This window comes from Pseudogulbenkiania ferrooxidans 2002 (assembly GCF_000174355.1).
In the GTDB taxonomy this organism is placed as follows: domain Bacteria; phylum Pseudomonadota; class Gammaproteobacteria; order Burkholderiales; family Chromobacteriaceae; genus Pseudogulbenkiania; species Pseudogulbenkiania ferrooxidans.
In genome coordinates, this window is record NZ_ACIS01000010.1 from 63538 (window position 1) to 88300 (window position 24763).

General features: G+C 66.9%; 28 protein-coding genes. 8 read left to right on the forward strand and 20 right to left on the reverse strand.

All coding sequences use genetic code 11. The features are described 5' to 3' along the window. Positions 1–39 precede the first annotated feature (39 nt). From hemL to FURADRAFT_RS16960, 6 genes are all read right to left on the reverse strand, one after another. Positions 40–1317 carry a glutamate-1-semialdehyde 2,1-aminomutase gene (hemL, locus tag FURADRAFT_RS16935; RefSeq protein ID WP_008955389.1) on the reverse strand — a complete coding sequence of 426 codons (1278 nt, stop codon included), beginning with the start codon at positions 1315–1317 and terminating at the stop codon, positions 40–42. Positions 1318–1417: 100 nt separating this feature from the next. Continuing rightward, positions 1418–1888, reverse strand: coding sequence for a CYTH domain-containing protein (locus FURADRAFT_RS16940; protein WP_008955390.1), 471 nt, complete (start codon positions 1886–1888; stop codon positions 1418–1420). Positions 1889–2192: 304 nt separating this feature from the next. Beyond that, positions 2193–2609, reverse strand: coding sequence for a CopD family protein (locus FURADRAFT_RS16945; protein ID WP_008955391.1), 417 nt, complete (start codon positions 2607–2609; stop codon positions 2193–2195). A 188-nt stretch (positions 2610–2797) separates the two neighbouring features. Beyond that, complete coding sequence (locus FURADRAFT_RS16950; protein ID WP_008955392.1) at positions 2798–3178, reverse strand: MmcQ/YjbR family DNA-binding protein; 381 nt, start codon at positions 3176–3178, stop codon at positions 2798–2800. A 4-nt stretch (positions 3179–3182) separates the two neighbouring features. Next, entirely contained in the window at positions 3183–3992 is an 810-nt protein-coding gene (locus tag FURADRAFT_RS16955) for a M48 family metallopeptidase (RefSeq protein WP_008955393.1), read from the reverse strand. A gap of 32 nt (positions 3993–4024) precedes the next feature. After that, positions 4025–4177 (reverse strand): rubredoxin, encoded by a 153-nt coding sequence (locus FURADRAFT_RS16960; RefSeq protein ID WP_014088782.1) that lies wholly within the window; start codon positions 4175–4177, stop codon positions 4025–4027. Between the two features lie 76 nt (positions 4178–4253). On the opposite strand from FURADRAFT_RS16960, the gene thiD reads away from it, so the two are divergent. After that, positions 4254–5129, forward strand: a complete 876-nt coding sequence (thiD, locus tag FURADRAFT_RS16965) for a bifunctional hydroxymethylpyrimidine kinase/phosphomethylpyrimidine kinase (RefSeq protein WP_008955395.1) — start codon at positions 4254–4256, stop codon at positions 5127–5129. Then, positions 5116–5733: a thiamine phosphate synthase gene (gene thiE, locus FURADRAFT_RS16970; RefSeq protein WP_008955396.1), complete on the forward strand. Its 618-nt coding sequence runs from the start codon at positions 5116–5118 to the stop codon at positions 5731–5733. The genes thiD and thiE overlap by 14 nt, the downstream gene beginning before the upstream one ends. A gap of 253 nt (positions 5734–5986) precedes the next feature. Here thiE and waaA read toward each other — a convergent pair whose 3' ends face one another. Together waaA and waaC are read right to left on the reverse strand one after the other, a co-directional pair. Then, positions 5987–7249 carry a lipid IV(A) 3-deoxy-D-manno-octulosonic acid transferase gene (gene waaA / locus FURADRAFT_RS16975; protein WP_008955397.1) on the reverse strand — a complete coding sequence of 421 codons (1263 nt, stop codon included), beginning with the start codon at positions 7247–7249 and terminating at the stop codon, positions 5987–5989. Further along, positions 7246–8208, reverse strand: a complete 963-nt coding sequence (gene waaC, locus FURADRAFT_RS16980) for a lipopolysaccharide heptosyltransferase I (protein WP_050773246.1) — start codon at positions 8206–8208, stop codon at positions 7246–7248. The genes waaA and waaC overlap by 4 nt, the downstream gene beginning before the upstream one ends. Positions 8209–8280: 72 nt before the next feature. Here waaC and FURADRAFT_RS20635 point away from each other — a divergent pair, with 72 nt between their 5' ends. The 5 genes from FURADRAFT_RS20635 to FURADRAFT_RS17000 all read left to right on the forward strand — a co-directional run bounded on the left by FURADRAFT_RS20635 (position 8281) and on the right by FURADRAFT_RS17000 (position 12437). After that, positions 8281–8616 carry a hypothetical protein gene (locus tag FURADRAFT_RS20635; protein ID WP_150105098.1) on the forward strand — a complete coding sequence of 112 codons (336 nt, stop codon included), beginning with the start codon at positions 8281–8283 and terminating at the stop codon, positions 8614–8616. Between the two features lie 88 nt (positions 8617–8704). Further along, the gene (locus FURADRAFT_RS16985) at positions 8705–9463 is read left to right on the forward strand and encodes a glycosyltransferase family 2 protein (protein ID WP_008955399.1); all 759 of its coding nucleotides are present in this window, start codon (positions 8705–8707) and stop codon (positions 9461–9463) included. After that, a complete protein-coding gene (locus tag FURADRAFT_RS16990) occupies positions 9460–10437 on the forward strand; it encodes an NAD-dependent epimerase (RefSeq protein ID WP_008955400.1) in 978 nt (325 codons plus the stop codon). The genes FURADRAFT_RS16985 and FURADRAFT_RS16990 overlap by 4 nt, the downstream gene beginning before the upstream one ends. A gap of 358 nt (positions 10438–10795) precedes the next feature. After that, positions 10796–11359 carry a hypothetical protein gene (locus FURADRAFT_RS16995; protein ID WP_008955401.1) on the forward strand — a complete coding sequence of 188 codons (564 nt, stop codon included), beginning with the start codon at positions 10796–10798 and terminating at the stop codon, positions 11357–11359. Positions 11360–11456: 97 nt separating this feature from the next. Then, the gene (locus FURADRAFT_RS17000; protein WP_008955402.1) at positions 11457–12437 is read left to right on the forward strand and encodes a polysaccharide deacetylase family protein; all 981 of its coding nucleotides are present in this window, start codon (positions 11457–11459) and stop codon (positions 12435–12437) included. Between the two features lie 59 nt (positions 12438–12496). Here the strand turns inward: FURADRAFT_RS17000 and pqqD are convergent, their stop codons facing one another. The 12 genes from pqqD to FURADRAFT_RS17055 all read right to left on the reverse strand — a co-directional run bounded on the left by pqqD (position 12497) and on the right by FURADRAFT_RS17055 (position 22431). Next, entirely contained in the window at positions 12497–12811 is a 315-nt protein-coding gene (gene pqqD, locus FURADRAFT_RS17005; protein ID WP_008955403.1) for a pyrroloquinoline quinone biosynthesis peptide chaperone PqqD, read from the reverse strand. A 61-nt stretch (positions 12812–12872) separates the two neighbouring features. Further along, the gene (pqqA, locus tag FURADRAFT_RS21400) at positions 12873–12947 is read right to left on the reverse strand and encodes a pyrroloquinoline quinone precursor peptide PqqA (RefSeq protein WP_081455968.1); all 75 of its coding nucleotides are present in this window, start codon (positions 12945–12947) and stop codon (positions 12873–12875) included. A 107-nt stretch (positions 12948–13054) separates the two neighbouring features. Further along, entirely contained in the window at positions 13055–13792 is a 738-nt protein-coding gene (locus tag FURADRAFT_RS17010; protein WP_008955404.1) for a dihydroorotate dehydrogenase, read from the reverse strand. Next, positions 13789–14874: a 3-phosphoserine/phosphohydroxythreonine transaminase gene (gene serC / locus FURADRAFT_RS17015; protein WP_008955405.1), complete on the reverse strand. Its 1086-nt coding sequence runs from the start codon at positions 14872–14874 to the stop codon at positions 13789–13791. The genes FURADRAFT_RS17010 and serC overlap by 4 nt, the downstream gene beginning before the upstream one ends. Positions 14875–14878: 4 nt before the next feature. Next, complete coding sequence (locus tag FURADRAFT_RS17020; RefSeq protein WP_008955406.1) at positions 14879–15385, reverse strand: urate hydroxylase PuuD; 507 nt, start codon at positions 15383–15385, stop codon at positions 14879–14881. A gap of 105 nt (positions 15386–15490) precedes the next feature. Then, positions 15491–16636: a pyrroloquinoline quinone biosynthesis protein PqqE gene (gene pqqE / locus FURADRAFT_RS17025; RefSeq protein ID WP_008955408.1), complete on the reverse strand. Its 1146-nt coding sequence runs from the start codon at positions 16634–16636 to the stop codon at positions 15491–15493. A gap of 260 nt (positions 16637–16896) precedes the next feature. After that, positions 16897–17544 carry a response regulator gene (locus FURADRAFT_RS17030; protein ID WP_008955409.1) on the reverse strand — a complete coding sequence of 216 codons (648 nt, stop codon included), beginning with the start codon at positions 17542–17544 and terminating at the stop codon, positions 16897–16899. A 228-nt stretch (positions 17545–17772) separates the two neighbouring features. Further along, the gene (locus tag FURADRAFT_RS17035) at positions 17773–18990 is read right to left on the reverse strand and encodes an SAM-dependent methyltransferase (RefSeq protein ID WP_008955410.1); all 1218 of its coding nucleotides are present in this window, start codon (positions 18988–18990) and stop codon (positions 17773–17775) included. A gap of 163 nt (positions 18991–19153) precedes the next feature. Beyond that, a complete protein-coding gene (locus tag FURADRAFT_RS17040) occupies positions 19154–20455 on the reverse strand; it encodes a hemolysin family protein (protein WP_150105099.1) in 1302 nt (433 codons plus the stop codon). A gap of 99 nt (positions 20456–20554) precedes the next feature. Further along, the gene (locus FURADRAFT_RS17045; RefSeq protein ID WP_008955412.1) at positions 20555–21277 is read right to left on the reverse strand and encodes a uracil-DNA glycosylase; all 723 of its coding nucleotides are present in this window, start codon (positions 21275–21277) and stop codon (positions 20555–20557) included. Between the two features lie 168 nt (positions 21278–21445). Then, positions 21446–21775: a rhodanese-like domain-containing protein gene (locus tag FURADRAFT_RS17050; protein ID WP_369751193.1), complete on the reverse strand. Its 330-nt coding sequence runs from the start codon at positions 21773–21775 to the stop codon at positions 21446–21448. After that, positions 21772–22431, reverse strand: a complete 660-nt coding sequence (locus FURADRAFT_RS17055) for a protein-L-isoaspartate O-methyltransferase family protein (RefSeq protein ID WP_008955414.1) — start codon at positions 22429–22431, stop codon at positions 21772–21774. The genes FURADRAFT_RS17050 and FURADRAFT_RS17055 overlap by 4 nt, the downstream gene beginning before the upstream one ends. Before the next feature lie 306 nt (positions 22432–22737). On the opposite strand from FURADRAFT_RS17055, the gene thiC reads away from it, so the two are divergent. Next, the gene (gene thiC, locus FURADRAFT_RS17060; protein ID WP_008955415.1) at positions 22738–24648 is read left to right on the forward strand and encodes a phosphomethylpyrimidine synthase ThiC; all 1911 of its coding nucleotides are present in this window, start codon (positions 22738–22740) and stop codon (positions 24646–24648) included. The last annotated feature ends 115 nt before the right edge of the window (positions 24649–24763 follow it).

Sequence of the window (24763 nt, forward strand, 5' to 3'; positions counted from 1 at the left end):
CGCCGCTGACAACGTTACCGGTTCTAAGGCGAAGTGGAACTACAGCCGCGCCAAGGCGCGGCGCGCGGCGGCGATGGTGTCGTCGATCAGCGCGTCGCTATGGGCGATCGACACGAAACCGGCCTCGTAGGCGGACGGCGCCAGATAGATGCCTTCGTCCAGCATGGCGTGGAAGAAGGCCTTGAAGCGGGCGATGTCGCAACGCGTGGCCTCGGCGTAGCTGGTCGGCACGGTGTCGCTGAAGTAGAAGCCAAACATGCCGCCGACGCTGTCGGTGCTCATCGCCACGCCGGCGTCGCGCGCGGCGTCGGCCAGACCCGCCGCCAGCTTGGCGCTGCGGGCGCCGAGGGTGTCGTGGAAGCCCGGCTGTTGGATCAGCTTGAGCGTGGTCAGCCCGGCCGCCACCGCCAGCGGGTTGCCGGACAGCGTGCCGGCCTGGTAGACGTTACCCAGCGGCGCGATCTTGGCCATGACGTCGGCGCGGCCGCCGAACGCCGCCAGCGGCATGCCGCCGCCCACCACCTTGCCCAGCGTGGTGAGGTCCGGGGTGATGCCGTGCAGGCCCTGGGCGCAGTTCAGCGCCACGCGGAAGCCGGTCATCACCTCGTCGTAGATCAGCAGCGCGCCGTGCTGTTCGGTGAGCGCGCGCAAGGCCTGCACGAACTCGGCGGACGGCTTGATCAGGTTCATGTTGCCGGCGATCGGCTCCAGGATGACGCAGGCGATCTGGTCGCCGACTTCCTTGAAGGTGTCGGCCAGCTGCTGTACGTCGTTGTACTGCAGCACCAGGGTGTGCTTGGTGCAGTCGGCCGGCACGCCGCCCGAAGACGGGTTGCCGAAGGTCAGCAGGCCAGAGCCGGCCTTCACCAACAGGCTGTCGGAGTGGCCGTGGTAGCAGCCCTCGAACTTGACGATCAGGTCGCGCCCGGTGAAGCCGCGCGCCAGGCGGATCGCCGACATGGTGGCCTCGGTGCCGGAGCTGACCAGGCGCAGTTGCTCGACGGACGGCAGCAGCTTGCAGATTTCCTCGGCAATCTCGATCTCGCCCTCGGTCGGCGCGCCGAACGACAGGCCGCCGACGGCGGCGTCCTGCACCGCCTTGACCACTTCCGGATGGGCGTGGCCGAGGATGGCCGGGCCCCAGGAGCCGACGTAGTCGAGGTACTGCTTGTCGTCGGCGTCCCAGAAATAGGCGCCTTCGGCGCGCTTGACGAAACGCGGCGTGCCGCCGACCTGGCCAAAGGCACGCACCGGCGAGTTGACGCCGCCGGGGATCACTTGCTTGCCACGTTCAAACAGTTCGAGATTGCGGGACATGATGGTTTCCTGATGAAAACTGACTATGCAGAGATTGGCCGAAGCACCAGAGTCTAGTGCAGCGGGCGGGCGAACCCAAGCCGCGCGAGGAAATAGACGCTCACGCCTTCGGCCAACGGGTGTACGGGTTCTTCGACAGGTGCGCGTTGGTGTAGCGCCCGTCGTGGGTGACTTCCTCGCCCAGCCACGCCGGCTTGGCGAACGGCGTGTCTTCCGCCGGCAGCTCGATCTCGGCCATCACCAGGCCGGCGTTTTCGCCGAAGAATTCGTCGACTTCCCAGACGAAGCCGCCGTGTTCGATGCGGTAGCGCAGCTTGTCGACCACCATCGGGCACATGCTGTCGAGGATGGTCTGGGCGTCGGCGAGCGGGATGGCGTATTCGAACTCGTGGCGCGACACGTCGGTGACGTGGCCCTTCAGTGTGAGCCAGGCCTGTTCGCCCACCACGCGCACGCGCACCGTGCGTTCCTTCTCTACCGACAGGTAGCCCTGGCGGTAGCGCACGCCCTCGGCCAGTCCGCGCCAGCCGTCGTTGGCGACGCGAAAGCGCCGCTCGATTTCCATTGCCATGTTGTTTCCTTCGGTTTTTTGTGTCCGCTATGCGAATGCTGTTTTGAATGCCGCTTCCGCGCGGCGGACGGGCAGGGGCCTGGCGCCAAGCCCCTTGCATCCCCAGCGTTCCCGAGTCTCGCGAAACCCCGCCAAGAAACCGGTTGCCAAGGCGCCGCCGGAACTCGCAATTCGCTAGCGTCGAATCGCTCGAACAACCGGCGGCTTAAACCCTTGGCAACCGGTTTCTTGACGGCACGAGCCTGACGGGATTTATCTACTGCCGACTTACCCAAATACAACACTTAGCTTGAACATCGTCTTTTTAAAAAGGCTTGACCACCACCAATATCACCACTGCCAGCAACACCAGCACCGGAAGTTCGTTGAACACCCGGAACCAGGTGTGGCTGCGCGTGTTGCGGCGCGCCGCGAAGGCCTGGCAGAAGCGGCCGCAGACGCCGTGGTAGAGCACCAGCCCGGCCACCAGCGCCAGCTTAGCGTGCAGCCAGCCGCCGCTGACGCCGTAGCCGAACATCAGCCACAGGCCCAGCGCCAGCGCCAGCACGCCGAGCGGGGTCATGAAGCGGTACAGCTTGTGCATCATCAGCAGCAGCCGGTCGTACTCGGCCGGGTGCTCGGCCATCGCCAGGTTGACGAAGATGCGCGGCAGGTAGAACAAGCCGGCGAACCACGCCACCACGAAGAAGATGTGGAACGCCTTGAGGTAGAGGTAGGTCATTTACAGTCCGTTATTCCCATTCCATTTCATTCGTATCACTTTGTCGGCATCGCGGCGCGGACTGCGTGCGAATCTATCGCTGGGCCAATCACTGCGTGCAAATCTTTAGATTTGCTCAGCGATGGATTGGCACGCAGTGATTCGCTCAGCGAGCACTCGCCGTACTCAATGTACTGTCTCGTCGCTGCTCACTCGCCTTCGCGTTCTGCTTCTGAACTGGAACGGGAATAAAAGGCGCGGCGCGCGCGCGGCAGCTTTTGCACCACCAGTTTCCACGACGTGGCCAGCCCTGCCTTGAGGTCGGTCATGGTCAGGGCGGAACAGTCGCTCACCGCGATCCAGCGCGCCCGCGCCAGGTAGGGGGCGGGGCGCACGCCGGGCAGGCCGCTCAGGGCGAGAAAATCGTCCGGCGCCACCTTGTACGCCACCACCTCGCGGTGAAAGGTGGCGAACATCCTGCCGTCCACGCTGGCCACCCGCACGTCGCCCCATTTGACGTCGAGCGTGGCGCCGGGCAGGGCCAGGGCGCAGTGCTCCAGGTCGGCGAGGTCCGGTTTCACGTGAAACATCGGCTCAGCGCCGACGCGCGGCTTCGTACAGCGGCATCACGCGCGGGATGCGCGCCGACAGCTCCTGCAGGCGGCTGCTGTCCGACGGGTGGGTGGAGAGGAATTCCGGGCCGTTGCCGTTGCCCGTGGCCATCATCTTGCGCCACACGCTGAGCGCGGCGTTGGGGTTGTAGCCGGCGCGCGCCATCAGCTCCAGGCCGATGACGTCGGCCTCGCTCTCCATGGTGCGGCTCTTGGGCTTGGTCAGCGCCAGATCGCCGGCCAGCGAGGCCAAGTCCATCGCGCCCTGTCCCAGACCGGCCAGCGCGCCGACCACCGACAGCCCCATCTGCTGGGCGTAGGCCTGGCTCATCTGTTCGCGCGAGTGCTCGCGCAGCGCGTGCGCCATCTCGTGGCCGATCACCGCCGCCAGTTCGTCGTCGGTCAGCGCCAGCTTGGTGATCAGGCCGGAATAGACCATAACCTTGCCGCCCGCCATGGCGTAGGCGTTGAGTTCGGGGGAATCGGCAACGTTGACCTCCCAGCGCCAGTTGCGCGCGTCGGGGCGGAACACCGGGGTCTGCGCGATCAGGCGGTTGGCGACGGTGCGCACGCGCGCGGTCAGCGCGGCGTTGTTGTTGAGCTTGCCGGTGCCGCGCACCTTGCTCACTTCCTGCGCGTACGACTTGGCGGAGGCCTGCTCCACCTCCTGCGACGACAGCAGCATGGTCTGCTTGCGCTGGACGCCCACCGCCCCGGACTGGGTGGTGGAGACCTCGGCGCAGCCGGTCACGGCGACCAGCGTCGCCGCCATGAACGACAGTTTCCACGACATCTCGATTTTCCTTCGCATTGACGCGGCCGGGTTCAGAACTCGACCATTTCGAAATCTTCCTTGCGGGCGTCGCAGTCCGGGCAGGTCCAGTTCACCGGCACGTCTTCCCAGCGGGTGCCCGGCGCGATGCCGTCTTCGGGGCGGCCCGCCTCTTCCTCGTAAATGAAACCACAAATAAGACACATCCAGCTGCGCATCGCCTTTGGCCCCAGCTCAGTTAAAATACCGATTCTAAATCCTGACCGACAAAGAGGCTAAGCTTTGAGCACTCCATCCCCTCTGCCCGCCGTATTGACGCTGGCCGGCTCCGACCCGTCCGGGGGCGCCGGCATCCAGGCCGACATTCTGACGCTGGCGAGCCTCGGTTGCCACCCCCTGTCGGTCATCACCGCCATCACCGTGCAGGACACCGCCGGGGTCAGCGACTTCCTGGTCATGGAGGCCGACTGGGTCAACGACCAGGCGCGCTGCCTGCTGGAGGACATCCCGGTGGCCGCGTTCAAGATCGGCATGATCGGCAGCATCGAAAACGTCGCGGTTATCGCCCAGTTGATGGCCGATTACCCCGATATCCCGCTGGTATACGACCCGGTACTGGCCAGCGACGGCGGCGACGACCTCGCCGACGACGACATGATCGCCGCGCTGCGCGACATGCTGCTGCCGCAGGTCAGCGTGCTCACCCCCAACAGCATCGAGGCGCGCCGGCTCGCCGCCAACGACCCGGACGAGGAAGACAGCCTGACGCTCGACGACTGCGCCAAGCGGCTGCTGGCGCTGGGCTGCGAGCACGTGCTGATCACCGGCACCCACGAGAACACGCGCGAGGTGATCAACTCCCACTACAGCAAGGACCTCAAGGTGCGCCAGCACCATTGGGAGCGACTGCCCGAGCGCTACCACGGCTCCGGCTGCACGCTGGCCTCGGCCATCGCCGGCATGCTGGCCGCCGGCGCACCGGTAGACGAGGCCATCACCGACGCCCAGGAGTACACCTACCAGACCCTGCTCAACGCCTTCCGCCCCGGCATGGGCCAGTACATCCCGGACCGGCTGTTCTGGGCGCGCGAAGTGGCGGAGGAAGAGGGCAAAGAGGCGGAACAGGACGGCGAAGGAGACGACGTTGGCCACGCTTGAGGGACTGTACGCCATCACCCCGGACACCGACGACAGCGAGCGCCTGATCGAGCGGGTGAGCGACGTGCTGCCGCACGGCGTGCGCCTGCTGCAGTACCGCAACAAGAGCCAGGACCCGGTGCGGCGGCTCTGGCAGGCCAACCTGCTGGCGAGCCTGTGCCACAGCCACGGCGTCACCTTCATCGTCAACGACGACGTCGAGCTGGCACTGGCGGTCGGCGCCGACGGCGTGCACCTGGGCCGTGACGACGCCGCCATCGCCGCGGCGCGCGCCCGGCTGGGAGCGGACGCCATCATCGGCGCCTCCTGCTACGACGATATCAAACTGGCCGAGGCGGCGGTGGCGGCCGGCGCCAGCTACGTCGCCTTCGGCGCGGTGTTTCCGTCCGGCACCAAGCCGCACGCGGTGCGCGCGCCGCTCGAGCTGTTCGCCCAGGCCAAGCGGCTCGGCGTGCCGAGCGCGGCGATCGGCGGCATCACCGCAGATAATGCCGGAGAGGTGATCAGTGCCGGCGCCGACATGCTGGCGGTGATCGGCGCGCTGTTCGACGCCGCCGACCCGGCCCAAACCGCGGAACAGCTGGCGGCCGCGCTGCGGCGCTGAGCCGGATCGCCACCGCTGGTTTCACGTGAAACCAGCAGACCACCACGCCAAAAGGCGGGAGACTTTCTCCCGCCTTTTTTCATGTATCGACACCGGGATGGCCATGTCCCGACGCGAGCAACGAGAGTCGTGCCGCTTCATTCCCAGAAACGATAAAAATTCAGTTTGAATGTCAGAAAAAAATAGCGAGGAGGAGGTCGTGCCACGGCAGCGGCAGCGCGACGCCGCAGCAAAATCCGAGGGGAAAGGGAACTCAGCGGCGCTCGAGGCCGTGCGCGATCAGCGCCACGATGCGCTCGCTGGCACCGCGATGGGCGGCGGTGAACCCCAGCGCCGCCTGGCGCATGCTCTGGCGACGGGCCGGGTCGGCCAGCAGCGCCAGCGCTTGCTGCACCAGCGCCGCGGCGTCGGCCACCTGCAGTGCGGCACCGGCTGCCAGCGCCTTGGCGCTGGCATCGGCGAAGTTGAACATGGACGGCCCGAACAGCACCGGCACGCCGACGCTGGCCGGTTCGATCAGGTTCTGCCCGCCCAGTGGCAGCAGGCTGCCGCCGACGAAGGCGACATCGGCGGCGGCGTAGTAGCCGAACAGCTCGCCCATGCTGTCGCCGATCCAGACCTGGGTGGTGTCGCGTAGCGCGGCATCGTCGCTGCGGCGCTGCACCGCGAAGCCCGCGGCTTCGGCCAACCCCGCCACGCTGGCGAAGCGTTCCGGATGGCGCGGCACGATCACCAGCAGGACATCCGCCACGGCGCGGCCGGCGGCGCGCCAGGCGTCCAGGATCAGCGCTTCCTCGCCGTCGCGCGTGCTGGCGCACACCAGCACCGGGCGCGTGCCGATGCGCCGGCGGAACGCCGCGCCCAGCTCCAGCGCCGCCTCGGGCGCGGTGAAATCGTACTTGGTGTTGCCGCAGACGGCGACATCGACTGCGCCCAACTGCTGCAAACGGCCGGCATCGTCGGCGCTCTGGGCGGCAATGGCGCGGAATTGGCGTAGCGCCGGCGCCATCAGCCGGGCCACCTTGCGGTAGCCCCTGAGCGATTTTTCCGACAGCCGGGCGTTGGCGAGGAACAACGGCACCCGCTGCGCGTGCGCGGCGTGGATCAGGTTGGGCCACAGCTCGGTTTCCATCAGCACGCCGAAGCGCGGACGGTAGCTCTGCAGGAAGGCGCGCACGGCGCGCGGGTAGTCGTAGGGCAGGTAACGCACTTCGGCGTCGGGGTAGAGCGCCTCGGCGGTGGCGCGGCCGGTCGGCGTCATCTGGGTGACGAGCAGCGGCGCGTCGGGCCAGCGCCGGCGCAAGGCCGCCACCAGCGGCAGCGCGGCGCGCGTCTCGCCCACCGACACCGCGTGCACCCAGATCGCCCCGGTGGCGGCGGGTACGACACGTTGGCCGAAGCGTTCGTCCCAGTGCTCGAGGTAGGCCGGCGCCTTCTTTGCGCGCTTTCTCAGGTAGCGGCGGATCAGCGGCGTGGCCAGCGTCCACAGCGCGCTATACAAGGTACGCCAGATCACGCCGCGCTCCGCACCCGCACCAGCGCCGCCAGCACCTCGTCCACCGTCGGGCACTGCCCGGCGTTGCCCAGGTTGAGCGCGCGCGGACCTTCCACCACGCCGGTTCGGGCCGGATCGGTATCGGTATAGAGCGCCACCAGCGGCACGTTCACGGCGTTGGCCATGTGGGTCAGCCCGGTGTCGACACCCACCACCGCCTCGGCGTGGCCGAGCAGGCCGGCCGCCTCCCTCAGCGACAGCTTGGGCGCCACCACCCCGGCGTGCATCTTGGCGGCCAGGCGTTCGGCGCGCTCCTTCTCCTTGGCCGAGCCCCACGGCAGCACCGCCACCATGCCGTCCTGGCGCGCCAGGGTGTCGGCCAGCTGCACCCAGCGCTCCTCCGGCCATTCCTTGGAAGCACGGCTGGTGGCGTGCAGCAGCACGGCGTAGTCGCCCGGCAGCAGCCAGGCCGGCCGGGGGCCGGCGTGGATGCCGAAATCCGGTGCGCCTTCCGGCTGGTAGCCGAAGGTCAGGCCGAACAGGCGGCGGTTGCGCTCGATCGCGGAAAGCTGGCGGCTGACACGGTGCTTCTTGTCGTAGAACAGGCTGGCCAGCGGCTCGCGGATGCTCGACCAGCCGTAGCCGGCGAGCGGCGCGCGCGCCAGCTTGGCGGGCAGCGCGCTCTTGACCAGTCCCTGGGCGTCCAGCACCAGATCCCAGTGACGCGCCCGCAGCTGTTCGCGAAACACGCGCATTTCGGCCCAGGTGGAAGGGGACAGCAGGGATTTGCGCCAGCGCCGCCAGGCGATCGGAATCACCGCGCGTACCCCGGGATGCAGCGCGGCGATATCGGCGAAGTTTTCTTCGGCCAGCCAGGCCAGACGCAGGTTGGGGTAATGCGCAAGCAGGTCGGTCACGGCAGGCCAGGTGTGGATAAGGTCGCCCATCGACGAGGTGCGCACGATCAGCACATTCATCATGGCCGGCATTGTACGAGCGGCCCTGTGGTTAACCAAGTAAAATCCACCGGCACGAACTGTGGATAACCGCCTGTGGACAAGTTCTGGCGGATTTATCCACAATCTGTCCGTGAGTTGCCAGCTGAAACAATCCCATGCTCATCAACAGGGCAAGTAACTGAGTTAGCACGTCGTTTTTCAGCTTATCCACAAACTGAGGGCCCCTTCATCTGTTGTTTCATTTTATATAAGGGCGTCAATGAAAAGACCGATGGCGAGCAGAACACGCTGTCCACCACACGACACGCACAAGCTGCCGACAAGCTGTGGGTAAAGCGCTCAGGACAGACCGCTCACTATTTATCCACAACTGATGAAGGTGCTGACAAGGCAGTTGGCAACAGCCTTTCAAGCAAGATAATGCACTGATTTATAAAATGGAAAAGCACTTGTCCACAGGGGAAGGGCGACTTCTACAGTTTCTTCGGTTTTTATATAAAAGGGCTAATAAGAAACCATGAGCTCAGCACTGAGCGTCGTATTGATCACCAAGAATGCGGCACAACAGATTGCGGCCTGCCTGGAAAGCTGCCGTTTTGCCGACGAGATCGTGGTGGTGGATTCAGGCAGCAGCGACGACACTATTGCCATTGCCAAAAGCTATAACGCCAAAGTTATCCACCAGGATTGGCTCGGATTCGGTCCGCAGAAGCAGTTTGCGGTGCAGCAGGCACGCCACGATTGGGTGCTGTGCCTCGATGCCGACGAATGGCTGTCAGCCAGATTGTCCAGTGAAATCAAAGACTTGCCGGACAATCCACAAGCGGCGGCCTACCGTTTTCCGCGCAGTAACAAATTCATGGGTCGTTTCCTGCGGCACGGCGAGGGCTACCCGGACCTCAGCCTGCGGCTGTTCGACCGGCGCCGGGCCCGCTGGTCGGACCACGCGGTGCACGAGTACGTCATCGCAGACGGGCCTGTGGAAAACCTCAAGGGCGACCTGATGCACGAGTCGGGCGAAGACATCGCGCTCTATCTCACCAAGCAGAACCGTTACACCGATCTGCAGGCACAGGCGCTGTTCGAGCGCGGCAAGCGCGTGGGTTGGCCGAAGCTGGTGTTCAGCCCGCTGCTGCGCTTCTTCAAGTTCTACCTGCTGCGCCAGGGCTTTCGCGACGGCGTGCCGGGCCTGGTGCACATCAGCATCGGCTGCTTCAACAGCTACATCAAATACGCGAAGCTGATCGAGCTTCACCGTCTGGAGAACACGCAATGAAAGTATTGGTCACCGGCGCCGCCGGTTTCATCGGTCGCGCCGTGTGCGAAAAACTGCTGGACAAGGGCGGGGTCGACGTCGTGGCTGTGGATAACCTCAACGACTACTACGCCGTCGAGCTCAAGCACGCCCGGCTCGCCACGCTGCAGAGCCGCCCGGGTTTCGCCTTCCACCGGCTCGACATCGCCGACTGGGACGGACTCGAGGCGCTGTTCGCCGCCGAGCGCGTCGACTACGTGATCCACCTCGCCGCCCAGGCCGGGGTGCGCTACAGCATCCAGAACCCGCACGCCTACGCCCAGAGCAACCTCACCGGCTTCACCAACGTGCTGGAAGCCTGCCGCCGCCACCCGGTCAAGCACCTGGTGTACGCCAGCTCCAGCAGCGTCTACGGCCAGAACGCCAAGGTGCCGTTCTCGGAGGACGACCGCGTCGACGCCCCGGTGAGCTTCTACGCCGCCACCAAGAAGGCCAACGAGGTGATGGCGCACAGCTACGCCCACCTCTACGCGCTGCCCACCACCGGCCTCAGGTTCTTCACCGTGTACGGCCCGTGGGGCCGCCCGGACATGGCGCCGTGGCTGTTCACCGAGGCCATCCTCAAGGGCGAAACCATCAAGGTGTTCAACCACGGCAAGATGCAGCGCGACTTCACCTACATCGACGACATCGTCGAAGGCGTGCTGCGCGTGATGGAGCATGTGCCGCAGGGCGCCGACGGCCAGCCGCCGTACCGGCTGTTCAACATCGGCAATCACAACCCGGTCGAGCTGATGAAATTCATCCGCGCCACCGAAGCCGCCTGCGGGCGCGAGGCGGTGAAGGACTACTACCCGATGCAGGACGGCGACGTGCCGGTGACCTACGCCGACACCGCCAGGCTGCGCGCCGCGGTCGGCTTCTCGCCCGACACACCGCTGGCCGACGGCATGCAGCGCTTTGTCGCCTGGTACCGTGGCTACCACGGCGTGTGAACCAGACCGCCGTGGCGACGCCGTAGAGGCCCGCCACGGCATTTCTGTTCTGCCGAGCGGTTCCGGCGTCCAAAATCAGGAAAACCGCGCAGCGGCCGTTTACGGGCCAGAAAATGGCCCTGTTTTAAAGCTGTTCTTTTTGGATTTGTTAGCCATACTGCATGGTATGGACCGGGTGTTCATGCCGAATCGACCCCGTTGACCAGCTTCGCGATTGCTCCCTCGAACCCATTTGCGTGCGCGCCGCTTGCAGGGTTCCCCGCCCATTGCCGCTGTCTGGCGTCCTGGCTTCGGCCAACGTCGTACTGCCTGGCGACCTTGACCGACCCGCTAGCAATCAGGCAGTGGGAGGACATGTATGGATAACAAGGTGGTGCCCCGGTGGCTGCTGGCGGTTGCGCTGGCGGCGCTGGGGCCGGCCGCTGGAGCCGCGCAATACCTGGTGATCGGCTCGGGCGCACCGGACTACGCGACGCCGTCGGAAGCGGTGGAGGCGGTGGAGGAAGAACTGCTGCCGACCTTCGACGCGCTGATGAAGCTGGAGGCCGCCAGGAAGATCGTCGGCGGCATGCCGGTGGGCGACCGAACCTTCGCCTTCATCCTCGATGCCGCATCCAACGACGAGGCCGACCGCCTGCTGCGCGACCTACCGGCCTGGGGGCAGCTCAAGTGGGAAATCAAGCCGCTGCAGAGCTTCCAGGCGCGGGCCGAGAAGGAACGCAGCATCGCCGATGCGCTGATGAAGAAGGTCACGGACCCGGCAACGGAACCGGCTGCCGCGCCGGCCCAGCCAGCCGCACCACCTGCACCACCCGCTCCGGCGGCGGCCCAGCCGTCCGGCACCACGGCCCAGCCGGCTCCCGCCGCGCCGCCGCCACCCGCTGCCGGTCCGGCCCCGGTCCAGGCCGCGGTGATGCTCTAGACCCCGAGGGGAGGAGGGCGGCAAGGCGAGATTAGTGCTCGCCGTGGCGGCCGCGAGCCGTTACAGTAGCCGCCTGTGTGTCGTTGATTGCTCGTCCATGTTGCCCAAACTCCCCCTACTCGGCGCCGTACTGGCGTCTTTTGCCCTCAACTGCGCGGCCACCCCGCTGACGCGCTGCCTCGGTTATCCCGACGACGCCAAGCTGGCGATCGTCAACGCCGACGACGTCGGCATGCACCCCGACCTCGACCGCGCGGCGTTCCGCTTGCTCGACGAGGGCAAGATCCAGGATCTGTCGCTGATGGTGCCGGCGCCGCATTTTGCCGCGGCCGCGGCGGAGGTGCGCCAGCGTCACAAGGCGGTCGGGCTGCACCTGACGCTGACCGACGAATGGCAGGAGGATTACGGCTGGGGCGCGGTGCTGCCGCGCGAGCAGGTGCCCTCGTTGTACAACCCGGAAGGCCGGCTGTGGGGCAACATCGAAGAACTGGCGGCGCACGCCGACATCGACGACGTGCGGCGTGAACTCCTGGCGCAGATCCAGAAGGCGCGCGACGCCGGTCTCACCATCACCCACCTCGACACCCACATGGTGTTCTGGCGCATCCGCAACGACTTCATCAACCTCTATCTGTCGCTGCCCAAGCTCACCGGCATCCCGGTGGTGCTGCAACTGTTGTGGCATCCGGTGGCGCAGCAACTGCCGCTGAGCAGGGGCGAGCAGCTGCGCGGCAACGTGGTGGCCGACAGCTACATCATGCAGTACAACCCGGAAATCCGGCCGCAGAACCTCGAAGTGCGCTACGACGGCTACGACTTCGCGGTGCGCAACCTGCCGCCCGGCCTGCACCAGTTCGCCATCCACCCGGCCGAGGACACCCCGGACGCGCGCCAGCGCATCGGCGACATCATGCTGCGCCTGAGCGATTTCCAGGTGTGGGAAGGGCCGGAAATCCACCGCCTGATGCAGGAAAAGGGCATCCAGACCACCGACTACCAGCGGCTCCAGGCGCTGCAGGAAGCCATCAACCGGCAACCCCGCAACTGCCTCAACGAGACGCCGGCCGCCAGTCGTTGATCGGCCAACAATCAACACCGACGGGCGCTGGTCGAGCGCCCATTGCCGGTAGGGGGCGTTCAGTCGCGCGCGGGTTGCGCGCCGGCTACCATGAGCTGCAGCCAGCCCTTGGCGCAGGCGGTGTCGACGAACGCCCGGGTGCCGCTCTCGATCTGTGCCGCGCTGTCGGGAAAGGCGGCCTGCAGGTCGGCGACGATATCGTCCACGCTGCGCTGGCCGTCGCAGCGTTTCAGGATTTCTCCGGCCGACACGTTGAGTTTGATCAGGCCTTCGGGGTAAAGCAGGATGTAGGCCTGCTGGCTCGCCTCCCAGCGAAACATGAAGTGCGGTGCCAGCCGGGGACGCGCGTGGTCGAGCGGGTGGGATGGGGTCATGGCGGTAGCTCCTGATCGGCGCAAGGGGGCGGCAGCGCTGTTGCCGCTGCCGCCCCGTGGCTCAGCGCACGTAGACGTAGGCGGTCACTTCGAAGCCAAGGCGGATTTCGCAGTAGGCGGGGGTTTCCCAGGTCATGACGGTCTCCTTCGGTTGCGGTGCGGCCCCATGCCGCTCCAGTAACGATTATTCGGCCCGGCCCGGACGCCAGCCAGCGGCAGCGGGCCAAAAACGGCTCGTGAAAATCATGAGACGGGCCGCGCCAGCCGCTCCTCGCACAGCATGGCGAGGCAGGCCGGGCCGTGCTCGGCGAACAGGCGATGCACCTGCACCCCGTGCGCCCCCGCCGCCAGCGCGGCACGCACGTCGGCGGCGCGGCGGATGCCGCCCACCGCGATCAGCGCCGGACCGCCGTGCAGCTGGTGTGCCAGGCCGCGCAGCGTCATGCCGTCCGGCTGGACCAGGATCAGGGCGTCGAACCCCGCCGTGGCGGCGGCGACGGCGAGGCGGACCGACGCCAGCGGCAGCTTGAGCGCGAGCGCCAGGCGGCGCCCGGAGGCCGCGGCGAGCCGGTCGCGTTCCCGCACCATGGCCGCCAGCGCCTGCCGCAGCAGCGCGTCGTGCTCCGCCGCCAGCAGCGGACGGTAGGCCCGGGCGCTGAGATTGCAGCTCAGGTAATCCGCCACCGGCGCCGCCTGCTGCAGGCCGTACAGCCAGTCGTCGTGCAGCGCTGGCGGCGCGGCGCCCGGTGTCATGCCCAGGCCGATGCCGATGGCGCTGTCGCCACGTGCCCCGAGGCGGGCCAGCGTCGCGGCCAGCGCCGCCACGCCGGGCTGCTGCCCCGGCACCGGCTGCGGCGTCACGGTGCCGAACTCCACCGCGGCAAAGCCGGCCGCGAGCAGTGCCGCCGCCTGCGCCCCGCTCTTGTCGATGCCGCCCGCCAGCCCGGGGCGGCGGCCCCAATGAAACGGCGCCGTGTTCACCCCTGTCTCCGGGCAAAGTCCGCCATGAACGCCACCAGGGCGGCGACACCGGCTTCCGGCATGGCGTTGTAGAGGCTGGCGCGCAGCCCGCCGACGTGACAGTGGCCGCGCAGATGCGTCAGCCCGGCCGCCTCGGCCTGCTGCAGGAAGGGCTCGGTGAGTCGCTCGTCCGTCAGCTGGAAACGCACGTTGCTCGGCGAGCGGTGGCCGTGCGCCACCGGCGCCCGGTAGAAGCCGCCGCTGGTGTCGATGGCGTGGTACAGCCGCTCGGCCTTGCGGCGGTTGGCCTCTGCCATTGCCGCCAGGCCGCCCGATTCCGCGATCCAGTCGAATACCAGTGCCGCGAGCTCGATGGCCCAGCCCACCGGGGTGTTCACGGTATTGTTCTCGGCCAGCTGCTGGCGATAGCAATAAGGGGCGGGGGCGTAGCGCGCCTCCCGTTGCAGCAGGTCCTCGCGCACGATCACCACGGTCAGCCCGGCCGGACCGATGTTCTTCTGGGCGCCGGCGTAGATCAGCCCGAAGCGCGATATATCCAGCGGGGCGGCGAGGAAGCAGGAGGTGGCGTCGGCCACCAGCGGCACGGCACCGGTGTTGGGCAGGGCGGGGTAGGCGATGCCTTCGCCGGTTTCGTTGGGGGTGATGTGGCAGTAGGCGCAGTCGTCCGGCAGCCGCCAGTTCTCCAGCGGCGGCGCGGCGAGCGGGGTGTCGCCCTGGTAGCGCGCCACCACCGCCACCTCGGCGAAACGGCGCGCCTCGCGGATGGCGCGGCCGGCCCAGTAGCCGGAGTCGGCGTAGGCGGCGCGACGCGACGGGCCGAGCAGGTTGAGCGGCACCATGGAAAACTGCTGCATCGCGCCACCGGCGAGGAACAGCACGCGGTAGCCCGCGGGCAGGTCGAGCAGCGCCGCCAGGCGCTGCCGGGCGCGCTCCAGCGTGGCGCGGAACGCCGGGCTGGAGAACGGGCGCTCCAGCGCGCAGGCGCCGTCGGCGCCGCGTAGCAGCAGGGTGTCGTGTGCCCGCTCCAGCACGGCATCCGGCAGGCGCGCCGGGCCGGAGGCGAAGTTGTAGGCCGGGCTCATGGTCTCAGCCGAACAGGAAGCCGCCGTGCGTGCCCGCTGCCATGAAGAACAGCAGCGGCAGCGAAAGCATGGTGTTGGTGCGCGAGGAGAGATGGGTGATGCGCGAGCAGCGCAGCCGCTCCTCGACGCTGGCCGGCACCAGCCCCAGCACCTTCTTCTGATGCGGCCACAGCACGAACCAGACGTTGAGCATCATCAGCGTGCCGAGGTACAGGCCGACGCCGATCGGCGCCTGCGCCCCGTGCAGGGTCAGTGCCGACGCCAGGATGCCGCGCTGCCACAGCATCAGCAGGCCGGCGCACCAGGTCAGCACCGCCGCCCAGCGGAAGGTGCCGTGCTCGCGGTTGAGCAGCGCCTGGAAGCGCGGGCTCTGGTCGTCGGTCAGGTCCGCGGCGCTGAGCGGGCGCCAGCTTGGCCGCTGCACCACGCTGGAGTAGTTGTGGCCGACCCAGACGATGCCGGCGAGAAAATGCACCCAGCGCACCAGCAGGTCGAGTGTCATTGCGTCCATGGTGTCTCCTCAGCCGGCCAGCAGGCGCACCAGCAGGAACAGCAGCAGTGTGAGCAGCGCGCCCAGCAGCAGGGTGCCGCCGGCGCTGTCGTAGGGATGGCGCATTCACTCCTCCATGAAGCTGGTGCAGACGCCGTTGGCGGAACGCTTGATCAGCGGCTTGCGGAAGCGCTGTGGCGCCACCGCCTGCGTCACCGCCGCCTGCACCAGGACATGCTGCGGCGAGCGGCTGCAGGCCGGGTCGGTGTTGCCGGCGTCGCCGGTGAGCAGGAAGGCCTGGCAGCGGCAGCCGCCGAAATCTTTTTCCTTTTCGGAACAGGAACGGCACGGTTCCGGCAGCCAGTCGAGCCCGCGGTATTTGCGGAACAGCGGCGAGTCGTGCCAGATCCAGGCCAGGGATTGATCCCGCACCGAGTGGAATTCCAGCCCGGGAATCACGCGTGCCTCCTGGCACGGCATCGCCACGCCGTCGGGGGCGATGGTGAGATGGATGGCGCCCCAGCCGTTCATGCACGCCTTGGGGCGGTCTTCGAAGTAGTCGGGGATGACGAAATAGATCGTCATGGCGCCGTCGAGCCGTTCGCGCCAGCGCTGGATCACCGCCTCGGCCCGCTGGATCTGCTCGCGCGTCGGCATCAGCTCGTCGCGGTTGAGCAGCGCCCAGTTGTAGTACTGGATGTTGGCGAATTCGATGTACTCGACGCCGAGCTCGGCGGCCCACGCTACCATCTCGTCGATCAGGTCGATGTTGTGGCGGAATACCGGCATGTTGAGCACCATCGGGAAGCCGTACGCCTTGATCAGGCGTGCCGCTTCCAGCTTGCGGGCGTGGGCGCGGGTGCCCACCAGCTGGTCGGTGAGCGCGGCGCGGGTCGCTTGCAGCGACAGCTGCACCTGCTTCAGGCCGGCCTGCTTGAGCGCCGCCATGCGCGCCTCGTTGAGCCCGACCCCCGAGGTGATCAGGTTGGTGTAGAAGCCCAGCTCGTCGGCGTAGGCCACCAGCTCTTCCAGGTCGGGACGCTGCAACGGTTCGCCGCCGGTGAAGCCCAGCTGCAGTGCGCCCAGCTCGCGCGCTTCGGCGAGCACGCGTTTCCATTCTTCGGTGCTGAGTTCGTGTTCGGTGTACTTGTCGAAATCCAGCGGGTTGTTGCACCACGAGCATTTCAGCGGGCAGCGGTAGGTCAGTTCCAGCGACAGCCACAGCGGTTTGCCCTGGCCATCCAGGCTGAGCCCGGTCGATTCTTTCGGCATGGTGCGCTCCTCTTTCCTCGGCAGGCCGGTGCGGGACGCCCGGCTCCTGTAGACCGGCGGACGGCCGTACAGCGCCGCCTGGCGAGGGCGTGCGACGGTTTCGTGCAGCGGTATCTGGGATCATTGTCGGCACGGTCACACGCGCGCGCGTCGGCGATGCCGGGAACGCGGCCTCACGGCATCCCGGCGCCGGGCCTCATGATTTTCGCTAGGACGGAGGGGGCGGCCGCCTGCGGCGGTCATGTCGTAATCGGTCTCGATTAGACGTCGATCAGGCCGCAACGCACCGCGATCAGCGCCAATTCGGCGGCGTTCTGCACGTTGAGCTTCTGCTTGATGTGGTAGAGGTGGGTGCCGACGGTGCTCGGGCTCAGGTGCAGTTCCTCCGCCACCTCGTTGACCGAGTGTCCCTGGGCGAGCTGCAGGAAGATGGCGAATTCCTTGTCGGTGAGTGCTTCGGAGGGGTCGGCGGCACCGCCCAGCTGGGCCAGCGCCACCTGCTGCGCCAGCTGCGGATCGAGATAGCGCTGGTTGTTGCCGATCTGGCGCACCGCCTTGACGAACTCCTGCGGGGCGCTGCGCTTGCACAGGTAGCCCAGGGCGCCGATGCGCAGCGCGCGTACCGGCATCGCCACTTCATGGTGCGCCGAGAGGATCAGCACGCGCGCCGCGGGATGGCGCGCGCGCAGCCGTTCGAGAGTGGCGAAGCCGCCCATGCCGGGCATGTAGAGGTCGAGGATCAGCACGTCGGGCCGGGTTTCTTCGTACAGGCGCAAGGCCTCCTCGCCGTTGTCGGCTTCGCCCAGCACCTGGGCCCCGGCGCTTTCCAGCAGCGTGCGCAGGCCCATGCGTACCAGCGCGTGATCGTCGACGAGCAGGATGCTCAAGCCGGCCAGCGATTGTTTCATCGTGGACTCTCCCATAGGCGCTTGCCGAGGCGGGCGCGGCGGCGGCGCGGCCTCGGCAACGTACCGTGCCGTGAGCGGGACGGTTTCCGTCACCCTGCATGGTAGGGAGCGCGGCGGCGAGGCACTATTCGCCGGATGGGGTGGCGCGCCGGGAAAGAGGCACTACGCGCCTAGTCCTTTCAGACTAGGCGCGGTCTTCGGCCAACCTTTGACGATGCAGACGCCACCTCAGCGGCCGCGGTACATGTAGTCGCGCGACCACGCCAGCGTGGCGGCGTCCTGGCCGGCCTTCTGGCACAGCACCTGGAAGATAGACACCTTGTCGGTGCGGAAGGCGTAGGCGCAGCCGGCAAGGTAGAGGCGCCAGATGCGCCAGGTCTTTTCGTCCACTTCCTGGCGGATCGCCTCGCGGGCGGCCTCGAAGCGGCTGGCCCAGGCCGCCAGCGTGACGGCGTAGTGGCGGCGCAGGCTCTCCACGTCGATCGGCTCCAGCCCGCCTTCCTGCAGCGTGCGCAACACCAGCGAGATATGCGGCAGCTCGCCGTGCGGGAACACGTACTTCTCGATGAAGTCGCCGCCGCCGCCGGCGGTGCCGTCGCTGGCCGCCGAGGTGGTGGTGATGCCGTGGTTGAGGGCGAGGCCGCCATCGGCGAGCAGGCGGTTCAGCGTGCCGAAGTAGTCCACCAGGTTGGAGAGGCCGACGTGCTCGAACATGCCGACGCTGGTGAGGCGGTCGAAGCGGCCGTCGACGTCGCGGTAGTCCTGCAGGCGGATTTCCACCTGCCGCTGCAGCCCTTCCTGGCGCACGCGTTCCACGGCGTGCTCGTACTGCGCCTCGGACAGCGTGATGCCGACGCAGCGCGCGCCGAATTCGCGCGCCGCCAGCCGTACCAGCGCGCCCCAGCCGCAGCCGATGTCGAGCAGGGTCTGGCCGGGCTGCAGTCGGATCTTGGTGAGGATGTGGCGGATCTTGGCGTGCTGGGCCTCCTCCAGCGTCTCGTTGCCGTGCGCGAAGTAGGCGCAGGAGTAGACCATGTCGCGGTCCAGCCACTGCGCGTAGAAGCGGTTGGAGACGTTGTAGTGGAAACGGATCGCCTCGCGGTCGAGCTCGCGCGTGTGGCGCACGTGGCCGGGCTGGAAGCTGGTGCCGGGCACCGGGTTCTCGGCCAGGGCGAAGGCGTAGCCCAGCTCGATGATGTCGTCCAGGGTGCCGTCCAGATCGAGCTCGCCCTCGACGTAGGCGGTGGCCAGATGGTCCACCGACGGCGACAGCAACAGCGGCAGCGACTTCCACGAGCGCACGCGGATGGCCAGCCGGGGCTGTTCGAAGTCGCCCAGCGCCAGGCTCTGGCCGGAGGGCAGCACGATGGCGACGGGCAGGTTGAGATGGTGACGGAACGACTTGACCCACGCTTCGACGGGGGCGGCCAGGGTGTGTTCGAGCATGCTGCGGTCCTCATATCGCTGAAGCCTGGTGCCGGCGCGCGACCAGGCTGGTCAATTTCAGCGTAGTGCGCTTTTGCCAAGCGTGCCATGACGGGCGACGACCAGACAGCAAAACGCCGCCCAAGGGCGGCGTTGCAGGAAGATGCGGCACGATGCCGACGGCTCACGCTGCCGGCGGCTCTTCCTCCGGCGCCGACGCTGCCTGCAGGCGGCTGACCATGACCTTGTCGACACGGGTCTTGTCCATGTCCACCACCTCGAAGGCGAAGCCGTTCCACTCGAAACGGTCGGCCGCCACCGGCACCCGGCCCAGCTGGAACATCACCACGCCGCCCAGGGTATGGATGTTGCCGGTGTCCTCGCCGGGCAGCAGGCTGTCGATGGCGAAGTGCTCGCGCAGCTCGTCCGGCGCCACCATGCCGTCCACCAGCCAGCTGTGTTCGTCGCGCTGGATGATCAGCTGTTCGTCTTCCTGCGGACCGGCCGGCAGGCCGCCGACGATCGACTCCAGCACGTCGTGCAGCGTCACCAGGCCTTCCAGCTCGCCGTACTCGTCCACCACCAGCGCCATGTGGATGCGCGCGCGCTTGAACTGCTCCAGCAACTGCATCAGCGACACCGTGGCCGGCACGTAGAGCGGCGGGTGCATGCCGGCGGTGAAGTCGACGCTGCCGCCGGAGAGCAGGCGGTCGAGCAGGTGCTTGGCGTCGACGATGCCGATCAGCTGGTCCATGCCGCCCTTGCACACCGGGTAGCGCGAGTAGGGGTGCGACTGCATCAGCTGGCAATTGCTGGTGTGGTCGTCCTCGATGTCGAGCGAGATGATGTCCTTGCGCGGCGTCATGATCGACGCCACCTTGCGGTCGTCGAGGCGGAAGATGTTTTCCACCAGCTCCTGCTCGGCACGGTCGAACACGCCTTCGTCGGCGCCCTGTTCCATCAGCACCTTGATTTCTTCCTCGGTGATCGAGGGCTCCTTGCTCTTCTTGGCGCCCATCAGGCGCAGGATGGCGTCGGTGAACAGGCTCAGCACGCGCACCAGCGGCGCGGTGGCGCGCGACAGCAGCTTCATCGGCCGCGCCAGCACGGCGGCGAAGAGTTCCGGGTTGTGCATGGCGAGGCGCTTGGGCACCAGCTCGCCGAACAGCAGCGACAGGGTGGTGATGGTCACCACCATCACGCCGAACGCCAGCGGGTCGCTATACGGTGCGATCAACGGGTACTGCTTGAGCCAGGCGGCCAGGTGCTGGGCGATGGCTTCTTCACCGAACACGCCGGACATGATGCCGATCGAGGTGATGCCGATCTGGATGGTGGAGAGAAAGCGGGTGGGCTCTTCGACCAGCTTGAGCGCGGCCTGCGCGCCCTTGTCGCCGTCGTCGGCCCATTGCTGAAGACGGACCTTGCGCGACGACACCAGCGCCAGTTCGGACATGGCGAACACGCCGTTGAGCAGGATCAGCAACAGTAATATGAATATGTCCACGGTGGGGAAAAAGAGTTGCGGGACTCCAAGCTTAGGGCAAGGCCGGCCCGCTGGGAAGCGGGCCGCTGAGGGACCGGGTCAAAACAGCAGCGATTGTTCGGCGGCGGGTGCCCACTCGATCACGCCGCGCCCGGCGGCGGCGAGCCAGGCGTTGGCCTGCGAGAAGTGGCGACAGCCGTGAAAGCCGCGGCTGGCCGACAGCGGCGAGGGGTGGGCGGCGCACAGCACCTTGTGGCGGCGCGTGTCGATGCGCTCCGCCTTGCCCTGCGCCCAGTTGCCCCACAGCAGGAACACGCAGCCGGGGTTCTCGGCGTTGACGGCGTCGATCAGCGCGTCGCTGACGTTCTGCCAGCCCAGCTTGCCGTGGCTGCCAGCCTTGTCGGCCTCCACCGTCAGCACGCTGTTGAGCAGCAGCACGCCTTGCCGCGCCCAAGGCGTCAGGTCGCCCGAAGCCGGCAGGCCGGTGCCGAGATCGGCGGCGATTTCCTTGTAGACGTTGCGCAGGCTGGGCGGAATGCGCACGCCCGGCGGTACCGAGAACGACAGCCCCATCGCCTCGCCGGCGCCATGGTAGGGATCCTGGCCGAGGATGACGACGCGCACGTCGGCCGGGGCGGCGTAGCTCAGGGCGTGGAAGATCTGCTCGCGCGGCGGGTAGAGGGTCTTGCCGGCGGCGGCTTCATTGGCGAGGGTGCGGTCGATCTGGCTCAGGGCCTTGAAACACGCAGGCGACCTCAGCACGGTCTCCCAGGCGGGATGGACGCGGGCGAGGGTGGGGGCGAGATAGTCGAGTTGCGGCATGGCGTTAGTTGTTGTCGCAGAAGAACGGGGGGCTTGGCACGCTTGCAAGCGGCTCGGCGTCGGCCGGGGGCCGGCTGGCGAGCGCGCTCCGAGGCTAAGACCGGTCAGCAAAAAGGCCGTTCCCGCACGGCGTGAGGGAAAGGCCTTGAGGAAGGAAATGGCGCGGGTTCAGTAGTGCGCCATGGTCGGATCGACGTCGCAGGCCCAGGCCTCGACGCCGCCACGCAGGCTGATCACCGGCTCGAAACCGGCATTGGCGAGGTAGAGCCCCACCTGGAAGCTGCGCACGCCGTGGTGGCAGACGGTGACGATGGGCTGGTCATCCGGCAGCTCGCTCATGCGCAGCGGGATCAGGTTCATCGGGATGTGCAGCGAACCGGGAATGCGGCACAGCTGCACTTCCCAGTCCTCGCGCACGTCCAGCAGCACCGGCTGCTCGGCGCTGGCGTCGGCCAGCCACTGTGCCAGCTCGCCGGCGCTGATTTCCTTGACCATCAGAAGCTGAACCGTTCCGGCTCGACCGCCTCGGAGTGGGCCAGGCGCGGGATGCAGATTTCGAACAGGTTGGTCTCGCGGAAGACGGTTTCGCTCTCGCGCTCGATCAGCTTGGTGGTCATCACCGGCTCGTCGCCGACCACCAGGATCATGCGGCCGCCGACGGCCAGCTGTTGCTTCAGGCTGTCCGGCACCACCGGCAGCGAGCCGCCGACCAGGATGGCGTCGAACGGCGCCTGTGCGGCGTAGCCGTCGACACCGTTGCCTTCGACCAGAGTGGCGTTGCTGATGCCGGCCTTCTTCAGGTTCTTGGCCGCCATTTCCTTCATCACCGGGTCGAGGTCGACGCTGTAGACGTGGCGCGACAGGCTGGCCAGCAGGGCGGTGACGTGACCGCTGCCGGTACCGATTTCCAGCACCTTGTCTTCCGGCTTCAGGCCGAGGTCCTGCACCAGGCGGGCTTCCACCTTCGGCTGCAGCATCTTGTGGCCGTTGATGAGCGGCAGTTCGGTGTCGACGAAGGCCAGCGTGCGCTTGTCGTCCGGCACGAAATCCTCACGTTTCACGTGAAACAGCAGATCGAGTACTTTGGGGTCAAGCACATCCCACGGACGAATTTGCTGTTCGACCAGGTTGAAGCGGGCATTCTCAAAATCCATCAGTTCACTCCGGAAGGGCTTTGTCGACAATAACTTGCGATTATCCCATATTTACCGTACCTTCACAGCATCGCTAGGGGTCCTGCCCCCGTTTTTTATGAGCCAGTCCCCATCGAAGGATTGGTTTTTTTACATAAACACGGGGCGCCGGTGAGAAACACCCTTGGAACCTGACCCGGATAATACCGGCGTAGGGAAGCGTCTTTAATTGAAGTCCGGCTCCCGCCGTACTTCCCGCCCATGGCCCCGTCGTCCGGCGTTCCGCTCCCTGCGCTGTTTCATCGAAGCAACCACGGAGACCGACCGATGAACGCGCCGACCAACCTGAAAACCGAAATGGTGGTGGACCAAGCCGCCATCCAGCCGCTGCCCAATTCCCGCAAGATCTACGTCGAAGGCTCCCGCCCCGACCTCCGCGTGCCGATGCGCGAGATCAGCCAGGCCGACACCCCGACCCAGTTCGGCGGCGAGCAGAACCCGCCGATCTACGTCTACGACTGCTCCGGCCCCTACACCGACCCGGCCGCCCAGATCGACATCCGCTCCGGCCTGGCGCCGATCCGCGCCGCCTGGATCGAGGAGCGCGGCGACACCGAGCAGCTGGCCGGTTTGAGCTCCGAGTACGGCCGCGCCCGCGAGGCCGACGCCAAGCTCGACGAGCTGCGCTTCAACCTGACGCGTCAGCCGCGCCGCGCGCTGCCGGGCAAGAACGTCACCCAGATGCACTACGCGCGCCAGGGCATCATCACGCCGGAGATGGAATACATCGCGATCCGCGAGAACCAGAACCGCGCCGCCTACATCGAGTCGCTGAAGACCGCCGGCGGCAAGAACGCGCGCCTCGTCGAGCTGATGACGCGCCAGCACCCGGGCCAGAACTACGGTGCCGGCATGGTCGACACCATCACCCCGGAATTCGTGCGCCAGGAAGTGGCCGCCGGCCGCGCCATCATCCCCAACAACATCAACCACCCGGAATCCGAGCCGATGATCATCGGCCGCAACTTCCTGGTGAAGATCAACGGCAACATCGGCAACTCGGCGGTGACCTCGTCGATCTCGGAAGAAGTCGACAAGATGACCTGGGGTATCCGCTGGGGTGCCGACACCATCATGGACCTGTCGACCGGGAAGAACATCCATGAAACCCGCGAGTGGATCCTGCGCAACAGCCCGGTGCCGATCGGCACCGTTCCGATCTACCAGGCGCTGGAGAAGGTCAACGGCAAGGCCGAGGACCTGACCTGGGACATCTTCAAGGACACGCTGATCGAGCAGGCCGAGCAGGGCGTCGACTACTTCACCATCCACGCCGGCGTGCTGCTGCGCTACGTGCCGATGACCGCCAACCGCATGACCGGCATCGTGTCGCGCGGCGGCTCGATCATGGCCAAGTGGTGCCTGGCGCATCACAAGGAAAACTTCCTCTATACGCATTTCGAAGAGATCTGCGACATCATGAAGGCGTATGACGTCGCCTTCTCGCTCGGCGACGGCCTGCGTCCGGGCAGCGTGTGGGACGCCAACGACGACGCGCAGCTGGGCGAACTGAAGACCCTGGGTGAACTGACCCAGATCGCCTGGCAGCACGATGTGCAGGTGATGATCGAAGGCCCGGGCCACGTGCCGATGCAGCTGATCAAGGAGAACATGGACAAGGAACTGGAGTGGTGCCACGAGGCGCCGTTCTACACCCTGGGCCCGTTGACCACCGACATCGCGCCGGGCTACGACCACATCACCAGCGCCATCGGCGCGGCGCAGATCGGCTGGTACGGCACCGCGATGCTGTGCTACGTCACGCCGAAGGAGCACCTCGGCCTGCCGAACAAGGACGACGTCAAGGAAGGCATCATCACCTACAAGCTGGCCGCGCACGCCGCCGACCTGGCCAAGGGGCATCCGGGCGCGCAGATCCGCGACAACGCGCTGTCCAAGGCGCGTTTCGAGTTCCGCTGGGAAGACCAGTTCAACCTCGGCCTCGACCCGGACCGCGCGCGCTCGTTCCATGACGAGACGCTGCCGAAGGATTCGGCCAAGGTGGCGCACTTCTGCTCGATGTGCGGCCCGCACTTCTGTTCGATGAAGATCACCCAGGACGTGCGCGACTTCGCCGCGCAGCAGGGCTTGGCCGAAGAGGAGGCGCTGGCCAAGGGCATGGAGGTGAAGTCGATCGAGTTCGTCAAGGGCGGCGCCAAGCTGTATGACAAGATCTGAACCGAGGCCGGTTTTGGCTGACGAGAACGGACCGCCAAGGCGGTCCGTTTTTTTTTTTGCACCGACGGCGGAGGAGAGGGATGCCGCGTGACCCCGGTGCGGGCCATCCTGGGTG

Excerpts from the sequence above, each read along its gene's own strand:
- FURADRAFT_RS16990 (WP_008955400.1), top strand. The coding sequence starts at position 9,460 with ATGAAAGTATTGGTCACCGGCGCCGCCGGTTTCATCGGTCGCGCCGTG.
- pqqD (WP_008955403.1), bottom strand. The coding sequence starts at position 12,811 with ATGACCCCATCCCACCCGCTCGACCACGCGCGTCCCCGGCTGGCACCG.
- waaC (WP_050773246.1), bottom strand. The coding sequence starts at position 8,208 with ATGATGAATGTGCTGATCGTGCGCACCTCGTCGATGGGCGACCTTATC.
- FURADRAFT_RS17055 (WP_008955414.1), bottom strand. The coding sequence starts at position 22,431 with ATGGATTTTGAGAATGCCCGCTTCAACCTGGTCGAACAGCAAATTCGT.
- serC (WP_008955405.1), bottom strand. The coding sequence starts at position 14,874 with ATGAGCCCGGCCTACAACTTCGCCTCCGGCCCGGCGCGCCTGCCGGAT.
- FURADRAFT_RS16985 (WP_008955399.1), top strand. The coding sequence starts at position 8,705 with ATGAGCTCAGCACTGAGCGTCGTATTGATCACCAAGAATGCGGCACAA.
- hemL (WP_008955389.1), bottom strand. The coding sequence starts at position 1,317 with ATGTCCCGCAATCTCGAACTGTTTGAACGTGGCAAGCAAGTGATCCCC.
- FURADRAFT_RS17020 (WP_008955406.1), bottom strand. The coding sequence starts at position 15,385 with ATGGACGCAATGACACTCGACCTGCTGGTGCGCTGGGTGCATTTTCTC.
- FURADRAFT_RS17030 (WP_008955409.1), bottom strand. The coding sequence starts at position 17,544 with ATGAAACAATCGCTGGCCGGCTTGAGCATCCTGCTCGTCGACGATCAC.
- FURADRAFT_RS16945 (WP_008955391.1), bottom strand. The coding sequence starts at position 2,609 with ATGACCTACCTCTACCTCAAGGCGTTCCACATCTTCTTCGTGGTGGCG.
- FURADRAFT_RS16960 (WP_014088782.1), bottom strand. The coding sequence starts at position 4,177 with ATGTGTCTTATTTGTGGTTTCATTTACGAGGAAGAGGCGGGCCGCCCC.
- thiC (WP_008955415.1), top strand. The coding sequence starts at position 22,738 with ATGAACGCGCCGACCAACCTGAAAACCGAAATGGTGGTGGACCAAGCC.
- FURADRAFT_RS16955 (WP_008955393.1), bottom strand. The coding sequence starts at position 3,992 with ATGTCGTGGAAACTGTCGTTCATGGCGGCGACGCTGGTCGCCGTGACC.
- FURADRAFT_RS17035 (WP_008955410.1), bottom strand. The coding sequence starts at position 18,990 with ATGCTCGAACACACCCTGGCCGCCCCCGTCGAAGCGTGGGTCAAGTCG.
- FURADRAFT_RS16995 (WP_008955401.1), top strand. The coding sequence starts at position 10,796 with ATGGATAACAAGGTGGTGCCCCGGTGGCTGCTGGCGGTTGCGCTGGCG.
- FURADRAFT_RS17045 (WP_008955412.1), bottom strand. The coding sequence starts at position 21,277 with ATGCCGCAACTCGACTATCTCGCCCCCACCCTCGCCCGCGTCCATCCC.
- FURADRAFT_RS16940 (WP_008955390.1), bottom strand. The coding sequence starts at position 1,888 with ATGGCAATGGAAATCGAGCGGCGCTTTCGCGTCGCCAACGACGGCTGG.
- FURADRAFT_RS16950 (WP_008955392.1), bottom strand. The coding sequence starts at position 3,178 with ATGTTTCACGTGAAACCGGACCTCGCCGACCTGGAGCACTGCGCCCTG.
- FURADRAFT_RS17000 (WP_008955402.1), top strand. The coding sequence starts at position 11,457 with ATGTTGCCCAAACTCCCCCTACTCGGCGCCGTACTGGCGTCTTTTGCC.
- pqqE (WP_008955408.1), bottom strand. The coding sequence starts at position 16,636 with ATGCCGAAAGAATCGACCGGGCTCAGCCTGGATGGCCAGGGCAAACCG.